10 protein-coding genes are annotated in these 12,989 nt (G+C 39.8%); 8 read left to right on the forward strand and 2 right to left on the reverse strand.

Translation table 11 applies throughout. From position 1 onward, the window contains the following. Positions 1-1,524 (forward strand): LPXTG cell wall anchor domain-containing protein (locus LMC10_RS04700; protein ID WP_229269089.1); only part of this gene is annotated, 1,524 nt, incomplete at its 5' end. A gap of 126 nt (positions 1,525-1,650) precedes the next feature. Continuing rightward, on the forward strand, positions 1,651-2,136 hold the full coding sequence (locus LMC10_RS04705; protein WP_229269090.1) for a hypothetical protein: 486 nt from the start codon (positions 1,651-1,653) through the stop codon (positions 2,134-2,136). Between the two features lie 52 nt (positions 2,137-2,188). Here the strand turns inward: LMC10_RS04705 and LMC10_RS04710 are convergent, their stop codons facing one another. Next, positions 2,189-3,586 (reverse strand): DUF2252 domain-containing protein, encoded by a 1,398-nt coding sequence (locus tag LMC10_RS04710; RefSeq protein WP_229269091.1) that lies wholly within the window; start codon positions 3,584-3,586, stop codon positions 2,189-2,191. A 143-nt stretch (positions 3,587-3,729) separates the two neighbouring features. Between LMC10_RS04710 and LMC10_RS04715 the strand changes: the two genes are divergently transcribed. The 3 genes from LMC10_RS04715 to LMC10_RS04725 all read left to right on the forward strand — a co-directional run bounded on the left by LMC10_RS04715 (position 3,730) and on the right by LMC10_RS04725 (position 7,032). Continuing rightward, positions 3,730-5,268, forward strand: coding sequence for an IS1096 element passenger TnpR family protein (locus LMC10_RS04715; RefSeq protein WP_229269092.1), 1,539 nt, complete (start codon positions 3,730-3,732; stop codon positions 5,266-5,268). Positions 5,269-5,318: 50 nt separating this feature from the next. Next, a complete protein-coding gene (locus LMC10_RS04720) occupies positions 5,319-6,365 on the forward strand; it encodes a zinc-dependent alcohol dehydrogenase family protein (protein WP_152719111.1) in 1,047 nt (348 codons plus the stop codon). A 73-nt stretch (positions 6,366-6,438) separates the two neighbouring features. Continuing rightward, the gene (locus tag LMC10_RS04725) at positions 6,439-7,032 is read left to right on the forward strand and encodes a peptidylprolyl isomerase (protein WP_229269093.1); all 594 of its coding nucleotides are present in this window, start codon (positions 6,439-6,441) and stop codon (positions 7,030-7,032) included. Between the two features lie 43 nt (positions 7,033-7,075). Here LMC10_RS04725 and LMC10_RS04730 read toward each other — a convergent pair whose 3' ends face one another. After that, positions 7,076-7,957, reverse strand: a complete 882-nt coding sequence (locus LMC10_RS04730) for a LysR family transcriptional regulator (protein WP_003670718.1) — start codon at positions 7,955-7,957, stop codon at positions 7,076-7,078. 136 nt (positions 7,958-8,093) lie between these two features. Here LMC10_RS04730 and LMC10_RS04735 point away from each other — a divergent pair, with 136 nt between their 5' ends. The 3 genes from LMC10_RS04735 (at position 8,094) to LMC10_RS04745 (ending at position 12,922) form a co-directional block, all read left to right on the forward strand. After that, a complete protein-coding gene (locus LMC10_RS04735) occupies positions 8,094-9,722 on the forward strand; it encodes a malolactic enzyme (protein WP_229269094.1) in 1,629 nt (542 codons plus the stop codon). Positions 9,723-10,016: 294 nt separating this feature from the next. Continuing rightward, positions 10,017-11,405 carry a class II fumarate hydratase gene (locus LMC10_RS04740; RefSeq protein WP_003668857.1) on the forward strand — a complete coding sequence of 463 codons (1,389 nt, stop codon included), beginning with the start codon at positions 10,017-10,019 and terminating at the stop codon, positions 11,403-11,405. A 122-nt stretch (positions 11,406-11,527) separates the two neighbouring features. Continuing rightward, positions 11,528-12,922 carry a flavocytochrome c gene (locus LMC10_RS04745; protein ID WP_153703167.1) on the forward strand — a complete coding sequence of 465 codons (1,395 nt, stop codon included), beginning with the start codon at positions 11,528-11,530 and terminating at the stop codon, positions 12,920-12,922. Positions 12,923-12,989 lie beyond the last annotated feature (67 nt).

Below are 12,989 nucleotides of genomic sequence, written 5' to 3' on the forward strand. Positions count from 1 at the left end.
GCTCAAGATGCTCATGATACTGCTGTAAATGCTCAAACTGCTGCTGCAGATAAGTTAGCTGCTGCTAAGGCTTATGCAACTGCTAGTGCTAACGTAAACAAGGCTAGCGAAGACTTTGCAAACGCTCAAGCTGCTCAACAAAAAGCTCAAGCTGCTTATGATGAAGCTATGAATGCTCAAACTGCTGCTGCTGACCAGTTAGGTACTACTAACCCTGACGTAGCTGCTCTTCAAAAGGCATATGATGATGCTTCAGCTGCGGCTAACCAAGCAGGTGCAAAGCTTGAAGATGCTAAGGCTGCTCTTGCAAAGCAAAACCAAAAAGTTGCTGATGCTCAAAAGGCATACGATGACGCAACTGCTAAGGTTAATGATGCAACTAAGTCATTAGAAGATGCTAAGGCTGCTACTAAGAAGGCTCAAGATACCTTCAATCAAAACAATGAATTCGCTACTGATGCTGCTGCAGCATACAACGAATTAAAGGCTGACCATGCAGAAAACGCATTGAATGCTGCTCAAGCTATGCTTAACAAGGTTCAAAAGGTTTACGGTTACAATGCACCACAAACTGATGCAGCCGAAGCATTAGTAAGTGCTCTTAAGGATTACTACCTTAACCCAACTACACCAGCTGACAAGACTGCTACCTTGAACAAGATTCAAGCAGCTCAAGATGTCTTTAACAACCTTGTTAAGGATGCTAATGCTGCCAAGGATGCTGCTGAAGCTAAGTACCAAGATGCTCAAAAGAATGCTGATGCAGCTAAGGCAATTCTTGATCGCGTAAACAATGGTGACTTTAGTGACTTCCCAGCTGTTAAGGATGCAGAAGATGCTCAAAAGCTTGCTCAAACTAACTATGACAATGCATTAGCTAACTTGAAGAATGCTCAAGCTAACTTAGACTTAGCAAAGGCTAACCTTGAAGCTGCTAAGAAGGCTGCTGACAACACTAACAAAGGTGACGACAACACCAACAAAGGTGACGACAACACCAACAAGGGTGATGACAACACCAACAAAGGTGATGACAACACCAACAAAGGTGACGACAACACCAACAAAGGTGACGACAACACCAACAAAGGTGACGACAACACCAACAAGGGTGATGACAACACCAACAAAGGTGACGACAACACCAACAAAGGTGACGACAACACCAACAAGGGTGATGACAACACCAACAAGGGTGATGACAACACCAACAAAGGTGACGACAACACCAACAAGGGTGATTCAAACAAGGATCAAAAGACCAACGACACTGTTAAGGATAACGGCGCAGTTGTAAACGACACTAAGAAGAGTGAAGCTACTGTTGCTACACCAGCTGACAAGAAAGCTACTGCAACTACTAGCGTAACTCGTGCTGAATACAAGGCTGCCAACAACCAAAACGGTACTAAGGATGAAACATTACCACAAACTGGTAACGAAAATGGCGTTGCTGCAATCGCATTAGGTGCTGCGGCTGCTATGTTTGGCCTTGGCTTAGCTGGTAAGAAACGCGAATACTAATAATTATATTTTGCAATTATTAGCTTGGATTTAATTTTATAATTTGCTCGGACATACTAGAGGGTTGTGACGAAGGTTTGCTTTGCCACAGCCTTTTAGTTTATATCCAAAAAGTGAGGGAAAAATATGGCTGATGTAAATATGGCGTTAAAGCAGGCGCGAGTGACTTATGAGCAAGCTCAGCAATCCTATGAAAAGTTTAATCAAAAGTACCGTGAAGCAAAACAAGCAGTACTTTCTGCTCAAAGTACATTTGCCGGTGTTCAAACGATTGGCGACCGGACAACAATTGAAACAAGCAGTCAATTGTTGAAAAACGTTCAAAATAATTTAGACAGGATTTCTGCTAATCTGTTAGTGGCAAAGGAAAACGTAAAAGCAGCCCGTAATAATTTGGAAAATGCTAAAAAAGCAGTTGAATTAGAAGAGAAAAATCATCAACCTCTAAAACAACCGCTTTATACTACTATTTCAACAAGTTATGGTGAAATCAAAATTACCAAGAAAAATAAGCCTAAGTCATCACAGAAAAGAGTTGCAAAAGAACAAAAAGATGCTCCCGTTAAAATGACGAGAGCGGAATATCGGCAAAAATTAAACGAACATAAATAGTATTAAAGAAGGACTTGCAAAACGATGAATGCAAGTCCTTCTTTAATTACAGTTAATTTATTAATTTTCCTTTAGCGATTGCCAATTTGAATTGTCCATAGTCTGCTGTGACCTGATCTACATACTTTAAAGCCCAATTTGGTAAAAGAGTATCTAATATCTTTTGGTGCTTTAAATAACCACGGATCATTGGTGCGGTGGGGCTTTGAAAATGAGCCATCGCTAGCAAGTAAGCACACGTCTGGCAGTAGAATTGAAAACTTTCAAAGTCAAGTTTATTAACATTAATTGATTCTTTCATATCCCGGAACTGTCGAATGTAATAACTACGGCCACCAAAAGTTGTACTTCCTAAAAAACGATCGGATGAGGATTGGAGAACCCGTTGTGCTGTTACAATTCTTTGACCAGCAATTCCCCCATTTCTAATTGCTTGCTGTACAGGGAGGGAAAGCAAATTATAACGCAATGGCATAGCTTCTTTGACTTGTAGAACGATGTGACTATTATCGTTGCCAGTAAGCATGATTAAGTAACATCGTGTTCCGAAACTGCCAACCCCGACACTGTAGCGGATAATATCAGAAATGTGAAAGTTTGCTAAAAGGACTCGAACATCTTGCCGAACATTTTCGCGATATTTGTTATATCCTTTAACAATCTGTTGATAACGCACAGCACTAAGATGACGTGCGCGTGGTGGATTATCCCGAAAAACAAGGTGCCCTTGATTATTGATAGTCGCCATTTTTTGGATTATTTCTTCTGAATTGCTACGCTGACTCTTTTTAAGAACCTTATTAAGGACTGTTTGCATTTGCGTTGAAATATCACCAAAAGACTCAATCGCTTTCCCCATGTCTTCATAGGCAAATGAAAAATAAAACAGTTGGGAAAGGCTCATCTTATTGGCGCTTTTGATAGTATGGCGGTAGGTCTTAGTCGTTAATTGAAGGAGGTGGTAAAGGTCATTGCGATCAAAACCGTTCTCTTCTCCTGCCAGTTCAGCACTAACTAATAACCGTTTCAAATCACTTTCCCAATTTCCGATTCGGGCTTCATCAAAGTCATTAAGGCCAAAGAGAAGCTTGCGTTCAGGGGAGGCGTAAAAGCCAAAATTATTTACATGAGCATCCCCGCAGATAATTATGGGAAGATTGGTTTGAGCCTGTCGTTTAAGGTCGTGTTCCATTAATTCAGCAGTTCCACGGAAAAATGAAAAGCGACTGGCAATCATTCTTTGGTGGCGCAATGGAAGCAACTCGGGGATCATGTTAGCTTCAGTGATCTGAATTATTTTAACGGGGTCCCGATCAACTGGTGTGAAGGTTCCTAACATGTCACTAGAGACTACTTTTTGCTGCCGTTTACCATTATTTTCCAATTCAGCTTTGGTTTTATTGATTTGAATTTTTCGTAAGTCAAAGATATCGAGATTTTGATTAATCAAAAGTTGCGCATCCTTTCAGAGACAATACTTATGTCTTATTTTAAATCTTCTAATTTATTTGTAAATATGGTTTGATTAAGTTGATAAATAATGCTTTTCAAAATAAAATTAATATAAGCGAAATTATAGGAGGGGTTGATAGGGTGATTATTGCAGTGGAAAATTCACTTGCCCAACATTTGCATATTAATTCACAGGTGATTGCTCCATCTGATCTATTAGAGACAAATGTTTGGACAATTCGTGTTACTGGGGAATTCATGATTATTATGAATAACTTAATGTCGTTGCCAATTATTGTACGCTATCCTCAACGCTTTAATGACTCACGATCTTTTATTGCGGCATTTAAGCGTGAATTCTTAAGGTTGTTAGAAGTTTCGCCAATTCCTCATGCAAAAATTAGGATGATTCGTGACGCACAATTTAGTAAAGTAGTATTTACACGCCAAATTCAACCAGAAACTCAACAGCAATTACAGATGTATCAGAACCTTATGATGGGGCCTAATTCAATTATTGACTGGGAAAAAGATCCGACTAATGCTGAAATTGCACTTCAATTAGCGGAACAGACACGTATTACCAATAAGACAACGGATGAAGAATATGTTGTAATGGATATTTTTGAAGACTATTCAGTTACGGACTTTAAGGTGGCTACTCATCCTAAACTTAATGAACATAACCGGCGCTATCTTTACCGCTCACTTTCAATTAACGATATCATGAATGCAACGGCGGTGGGAGAAAAGATTTTGGATGATTATCAAGATTATTTAGAAAATCGTGGAAAGAGCGAGAGCATCGTTGATCGAGATTTAGATTGTGCTGCAGATTATATCGGCTACTGTGAGGCACTCGGTGAATCTGTTCTTGACGATATTACCTTGGTCTATCACTATTTAATTAACTATGAAAAACTACATAATGATCGTCCGACTGATACCGGCTTTCATTCTAAAAGTGATGCCTTTCGCGAATTTGGAAAGTTTTTACGGGCAGAAGATCTTTTCTCTAGTGAGGACTACGATTTGTTTGTTCAAGCAATTAGTCAGGGGATAAAAGATCTTGGTTCTAAACAGCGGATGTACCACCTACAACGTATAATTCGTGATATGCAGCGGCAAGTAAGAAATCAACGCGAGCATGCAATCCAATATGTTAATAAACAATATACGATTTATGTTGAGCTAAGTGATTATCATCCTAAAATGTGGCGGCGATTTACCGTCAGCGGTGATATGCGCCTCGATATGTTGTGCTTTGCAATTTTAGCAGCCTTTAACGCGGACGGGCATCACTTATTTGAACTGCATCAGGGAAATACTCACTATCAGTTGCCGATTCTTGATAGTGGCTTTGGTCAATCAAAAGATATTACCCAAAGTTGGGTAGGCGATTGTAATCTTGACCATGAATATGACCTAATATATGACTTTGGCGATATGTGGAACTTTAAAATTAGATTTGAGGAAGTAAAGCCTAAACGATTGCCGGCTCATACCAGTCCCCAAATTGTTAGTGGTTTTGGAAATGGAATCTTGGATGATATCGGCGGAGTAGAAGGGCTGACCCAAGCGGCAAAAGATGATCCGGCTATTAATGAGCCGTTAAACATTCCAAAATTTAAGGATCAATGGTCTCGTCAAATTGAAAAAATACGGCACTCTTATGAATAAAAAGCATTACAATAAAGAATGAAATATATATTTAATCGAGGTCTTTAAGGATGGAAAAACGCGAAAATGCTATTCCGAAAACAATGAAGGCCTGGGCAGTCACAACTCCTGGGCCGATTGATGGTAAAAAATCACCAATCGAATTTACCGAAAAGCCTGTGCCAACTCCTAAACGGGGTGAAGTCCTTGTTAAGGTATTAACGTGTGGGGTATGTCATACAGATTTACATGTGACAGAAGGAGATTTGCCGGTTCACCACGAACACGTTACTCCAGGTCATGAGATTGTTGGTAAAGTTGTCGGCTTTGGACCAGAGACACAACGATTTAAGCTTGGGGAGCGAATTGGGATTCCATGGTTCCGGCATGCTTGTGGGGTATGCAAGTTTTGTCGCTCGGGTCATGAGAATCTCTGTCCTCATTCACTTTATACCGGTTGGGATCATGATGGCGGTTATGCAGAATACGTCACGGTTCCAGAAGGATTTGCATATCGGCTTCCGGAAAAGTTTGATTCCCTAGAGGCAGCTCCATTATTATGTGCAGGGATTATTGGTTATCGGGCTTTTGAGCGAGCCAATGTTCCCGCTGGTGGCCGTCTAGGGCTATATGGCTTCGGTGGCTCAGCGCACATTACGGCCCAGATTGCACTCGCACAGGGAATTGAAGTGCATGTCTTTACGCGTGGTGAGGATGCAAAGAAATTCGCCCTGGAATTGGGATGTGCTTCTGTTCAAGGATCCTATGACCCTGCGCCGGTTCCTTTGGATTCGTCAATCATTTTTGCGCCAGTTGGTGATATGGTATTACCGGCTTTAGCAAGTTTAGTTCCAGGCGGGACTTTAGCATTAGCTGGTATTCATATGACTGATATTCCAACGATGAATTACCAAAAAGAAATATTCCACGAAAAGACATTAACGAGTGTTGAGAGTAATACCCGTCGTGATGGGGAAGAATTCTTAACATTAGCTGACCGTCTCAATATCCATCCTGAAGTACATGAATATCCACTAGCAAAGGCTGATGAAGCATTACGCTATGTTAAACATGGCGATATTAAGGGAGCTTGTGTATTACGTGTTAGCGAGGACTAATAATTGTCTTTTCCTTCATATTCCTGCTAAGATAGTTAGAGAGGTTTAGAAGAGAAAAGAGGAGGCTTTATTTATGAAATATCCCCAATTATCATTGGATGAGGTTAAAGGACCAAAAGCAGTAATTGAAACTACAATGGGAACAATTACGGCCCAACTTTTTCCAAAGTACGCACCTAAAACGGTTGAAAACTTTGTTAAATTAGCAGAGAAAAATTATTATGACGATGTAATTTTTCACCGGGTTATTCCTGATTTTATGATTCAAGGTGGCGACCCAACTGGAACCGGACGTGGTGGTGAAAGTATTTATGGTCACCCATTTGAAGACGAATTTTCTGAAGAATTATTTAACTTTACCGGTGCTCTGTCAATGGCTAATGCTGGTCCGAACACAAATGGCAGTCAATTCTTTATTGTCACTAATGAACATGTTCCAGAAAATATGATTGATCAAATGAAGGCCGTTGGGTACCCGCAGCAGATTATTGATTATTACGAAAAACATGGTGGTACACCGTGGCTTGACTTCCATCACACCGTATTTGGCCAAGTATTATCCGGAATGGATGTTGTCGAAAAGATCAGCAAAGTTAAGCGAGATGCGATGGATAAGCCTGAAAAAGACGTTATTATTAAAACAATTAAGATTGAAAAAGAGAAATAATAAAAAGGAATGACAAATAGCCACCGTATTAGACAGTTATTTGTCATTCCTTTTTTGTAGTTAAAAGATCCCATAGTTTTTGCTTGGGAGCTGTTAATAATTCAGTTGAACGAGTAACAGCTGACAGACGGAACGATTGTTTTAACGGGCTAGTAACATTTATGGAATGGATATTATCTTCTGGGGTAATCGCCAAACTTGTTAAATAAGCAATTCCAAGATTTTCTGCAACCATGGTTTTGATAACGTGAATGTCAGCGGTTCGGTAGATGACTTGGGGACGAAAATGAGCTAAATGAGAGATTTGCTTAAAAGCCTGCTCATGAAAGAATTCAGTATCAGGAACAATAAAGCGTTCATTTTTAAGAGTAGCAAAATCAATCTCCTTTTTAGCAGCGAGGGGATGACGCTTGCTAACGATAATCTTAAAGGGATACTCAGCTAGTTCAGTAGTTTTTAGCCCCACTTCCTTTAGGGGGTTAAGCGATCCAAGCAATGCCAAATCAAGGTGGCCGTGTTTAAGCATCTTGAGAATTTCCTTAGAACCATGCTCAGAGGTTTCCAAGTGGCTTAAAAGGCCTTCTCGCATTAATAGCGGGGTCAATGGCGGAAAGTAGTAATTGCCGATAATAGGTGGCAACCCAAAGCGAATACTGGATGATTCAGCTTGATTGATTTCTTGGTGAGCAATCTTTAATTCGTTTAAAATAACGTCAACGTGAATGGCAAATTGCTTACCAGTCGGCGTGATATGCAATTGTTTATGGACATGGTCACGAACAAAAAATGACGTGCCAAAATCTTTTTCTAGTCGTTGGATAGCCATTGTAATAGTAGGTTGACTGACATTAAATTTTGCTGCAACTTGCGAAAAATTTTTATATTTTACCAGTGCTTGATAATATTTTAGGTCGTTTAATTTCATAGTAAATGCCTCTCTGTCAGTGATTATAAAGGGGATTATCAATTTTATTTATATCATAGCATATATTTGACTATAAACTAGCGCTGGAATTACTCTAAGAATGTTGAAACAGAAAAAAGGTAAAGGATAGGCGATAATGTTGCGTAAAGGAATGCAAATATTAAATGACCCTTTTAAGAATAAGGGAACTGCTTTTACGATTGAAGAACGAAAAAAGTATGGTTTATTGGGCTTGTTACCATCTTGTGTAAGAACGATTGAGGAACAGGCAGACGAAATCTACCGGCTATATCAATCTAAGAACTCACGGATTGAACAACGTCACCTATTGATGGAAGTATTCAATACTAACCGTACGCTTTTCTTCTACTTAATGGAAAAACATATTGCGGAATTTATGCCGGTTGTGTATGATCCCGTAATTGCTGAGGCGATTGAGCAATATAATGAACGTTACATTAAGCCGCAAGATGCTGCATACTTGAGCATTGAGCATCCTGACTTAATTAAAGAGGAACTTGCTGATGCCGCTGATGGTCGTGATATTCGCCTCATCGTTGTTACAGATGCTGAAGGAATCCTTGGTATTGGTGACTGGGGTGTAAATGGGGTTGACATTTCTGTTGGGAAATTAATGGTTTACACAGCAGCGGCTGGGATTGATCCATCCCAAGTGCTCCCGGTTTCTATTGATGCTGGGACGAATAATGAAAAATTACTTAAGGATCCGCATTATCTTGGCAATCGGATGAAGCGGGTTGAAGGACAACCTTACTTTGACTTCATCGATAAGTTTGTTGATGCAGTTGAAGGATTGTTCCCTAAGAGTTTATTACACTTTGAAGATTTTGGTCGGGGAACGGCTGCGCGGATTCTTGATAAGTACCAGGATAAAATTTTGACCTTTAATGATGACATTCAAGGAACCGGAATTATTGCCTTAGCTGGTGTGCTAGGAGCCATGAATATCTCAAAAGAAAAGTTAACGGATCAAACATTCTTAACATTCGGTGCTGGTACCGCTGGAATGGGAATCGCTAAGATGCTTTATGACGAATTGATTCGTCAAGGCCTGACACCCGAAGAAGCAAAGAAGCACTTCTACCTTGTTGACAAGCAAGGATTATTGTTTGACGATACGCCCGGCTTAACACCAAAGCAAAAGCCATTTACCCGTCAACGAAGCGAATTTGCTAATGCTGATGAATTAACTAATTTACTTGCTGTTGTTAAGGCTGTTCATCCAACAGTAATGATTGGTACGTCCACTCAGCCAGGAAGTTTTGATGAAGCGGTGGTAAAGGAAATGGCAGCCCATACTCCACGACCTGTTATCTTCCCACTCTCTAACCCAACTAAGTTAGCAGAGGCAAAAGCAGCCGACCTTCTCAAGTGGACTGATGGAAAGGCATTAATTGCGACGGGAATTCCGGTTAAAGATATCGAGTATAACGGGACCGTTTATCAAATTGGGCAAGCTAACAATGCGTTAATTTATCCTGGAGTTGGTTTTGGCGCCTTGGCTGCTGAAGCCAAAGTATTAAATGATAATATGCTTGCTGCAGCTGCTCATGCTTTAAGCGGCTTAGTTGACCCAGAAAAACCAGGAGCGGCTGTTTTACCTCCTGTTTCTAAGTTAACAGAATTTTCTAAGCGGGTGGCTGAACGAGTAGCTGAATCTGCTATCGACCAAGGCTTAGCAGGCGATGGAATTACCGATGCGAAGAAAGCGGTAGAAGAGAAAATTTGGAAGCCTCAATATTAATCAAGCAGCTTTCATCTTTGTGAATAATAAAACCAGATTATTAGACAAAAATAGAAAAGCATCTAAGAAATTAAAAAATCTTAGGTGTTTTTTTGTATAGAAGTTTGTGAAACTTTTGCAAACGCAATTGAAAAAAGCTATTATAACAGTTGGTAAGGCAATAGCTATAAGTGAAATTTATTGAAAATTAAAGATTTGACTATAGCTTTACTTACAAGGTAGGATATACGTGTAAATGATGTGTAACATTTCACAAGGCAAAATTGCTCAATTAATATATTGGAGGTTTTTGAGATGTCAGAATACCGTACTGAAGAAGATACGTTAGGTCCTGTTAAAATCCCTGCTGAAGCATTATGGGGACCACAAACAGAACGGAGTCGGAATAACTTCCCAACCGGTCAATACATGCCATTAGCAATCATCCGTGCTTTATTGAACATTAAAAAGGCAGCGGCCCAAGCTAATATGGAAACTAAAGCTATCTCTGAAGAAAAGGGTAATTTAATCGTTAAGGCGATTGATGAATTACTCGCATTAAGTGATGAAGAATTGCGGAAGGACTTCCCATTAAAGGTTTACCAAACTGGTTCTGGTACCCAAACCAATATGAACACTAATGAAGTTGTTGCGCACAAGGCTCATGAAATTAACCCTGACATTGAAATCTTACCAAATGATGATGTTAACAAGGGTCAAAGTTCAAACGATACATTCCCAACTGCTATGAATGTAGTTGCTTTAGAAGCGCTTGATAAGTTGAAGCCAGCTGTTCAACACTTAATTGATGAATTAAAGGTTAAGGAAGAGAAGTACATGAAGACTGTTAAAGTTGGACGTACTCACTTGCAAGATGCTGTTCCATTGACATTTGGTCAAGAACTTTCTGGTTACATTGCTTCCTTAGAACATGACCTTGATTACATTAAGACTTTGGAACCAACATTAGATGAATTGGCAATTGGTGGTACTGCTGTTGGTACTGGTTTGAATGCTGCAGAAGGAATGCCTGAAAAGATTGCTGAAAAGCTTAGCGAAGTTTACGGCTTAAACTTAACTGCTGATTCAAACAAGTTTTACGGTTTAGCTAACCACTCTGGTTTAGATGTTGTTCACGGTGCTTTGAAGACATTAGCAGCTGACATGTTCAAGCTTGCTCAAGATATTCGTTTCTTGGCTTCTGGTCCACGTGCTGGTTACGGTGAATTAAATATCCCAGCTAACGAACCAGGTTCATCAATCATGCCAGGTAAGGTTAACCCAACTCAAGCAGAAGCTGTAACAATGGCTGCTTTACGGGTATTCGGTAACGATACTGTAGTAACAATGGCTTCATCACAAGGTAACTTCGAAATGAATGTTTACAAGCCAGTATTAATCGATGCATTCCTCGAATCAGCTGACTTATTAACTGGAACAATTACTGGATTTGCTGACAAGATGATCCACGGAATGACAGTTAATGAAAAGCGGATGGAAGAATTAGTTGATAATTCATTGATGACTGTTACTGCTTTGTCACCACACATTGGTTACCATGACAGTGCTAAGATTGCTCAAGCTGCTGATAAAGCTGGTAGCACATTAAAAGAAGCTGCTTTGAAGTCTGGTAAGCTTACTGAAGAACAATACGATGAATGGATGGACATGCTTAAGATGACCAACGTTGATCGTGACAAATAAGAAATGAGTTAAAAGTAATGCCAATTTTGGCAAGAGTGGAAATAAGCAATAAAAAGAACTTGTTCCACTCTTTTTGACTGTTAATATATTTAAAATTTAAGAATTAAAAGGAGCGCAATATCATGGCTGAAAAATTCCAACCATTATCTGTAAGCAAATTAGATAATGATTACGATGTTATTGTAATTGGTTCTGGTGGAACAGGTCTTTCCGCAGCAATTCAAGCAAACGAATTGGGAATGAAGACGGTCGTTCTTGAAAAGGAAGAAGAACTTGGTGGAAATACTAACCGGGCTTCTTCAGGAATGAACGCCGCTGAAACCAACGTGCAATTACAACATGGAGTAATTGATAACGTTGCTGATTTCTACCACGAAACATACCAAGATGGTGGACGTCTAAACGATAAGGACATGCTTGGTTACTTTGTATATCACACAGCCCCAGCAATCGACTGGTTAGCTGATCATGGAATTAAGCTTGATGACATTACAATTACTGGTGGAATGTCTCGTAAGCGTACTCACCGTCCAGCAAGTATGGCGCCAATTGGTGGTTTCTTAGTAAAGAGTTTATTGGAAGTTGTTCAAAAGGAAAATATTCCAGTATTTAACAAGGTTAAAGTTAACAAGCTCTTACAAGATGATGAAGGTAAGGTAATTGGTGTTGAAGCTAATGCTGATGGCCTGATTAAAACTATTCACGCAAAGGCTGTTATCTTAGCTACTGGTGGATTTGGTGCTTCTAAAGAATACATGAAGCGGTTCCGCCCTGACCTTGCTGATTACAAGACTACCAATCAACCAGGAGCAACTGGTGATGGTTTGAAGCTTGCTGAAGGCGTTGGCGGTGAGTTAATGCAAATGGACCTTGTGCAAGTTCACCCAACCGTTCAACAAGATAACCCTCATGTTTACTTAATTGGTGAAGCTGTCCGTGGTGAAGGGGCAATTATGGTTAACGCTGAAGGTAATCGGTTTGTTAACGAATTAAATACCCGAAAGATTTGTGCTAATGCAATTACTTCCCTTCCAGAACACAGTGCTTACTTGATTTTTGATCAAGGTATTCGTGATCATGTTAAGGCAATTGAATTCTACGATAAAGTTGGTCTTGTTGTTCATGGCGATACGATTGAAGATCTTGCAAAGAACCTTAACATGGATCCTGAGAACTTGAAGAAGACAGTTGCAACATGGAATGAAGCTGTTGAAAATCATGATGATAAAGAATTCCATCGGACAACAGGAATGGATCGTGGAATTACTAAGCCAGGATTCTTCGCAATTCATATTGCACCTGCAATTCACTACACTATGGGTGGTATTCATATTAATACAAAGACTCAAGTGCTTGATGGTAATGGGGATGTAATCAAGGGATTATACGCTGCAGGTGAAGTTGCTGGTGGTTTACATGGTAATAACCGTGTTGGTGGTAACTCAATTGCAGAAACAATTGTCTTTGGACGTCAAGCAGGTCAACAAGTAACTGTTTACGCCCGTGGCTTAAAGTAAAAAATAATGGGCAGTGAGAAACTGCCTAGAGCAATTATCAATTAATTACTTAACTATAAGGGATAAG

The organism is Limosilactobacillus reuteri subsp. simiae (assembly GCF_020784875.1).
Lineage (GTDB): Bacteria > Bacillota > Bacilli > Lactobacillales > Lactobacillaceae > Limosilactobacillus > Limosilactobacillus reuteri_H.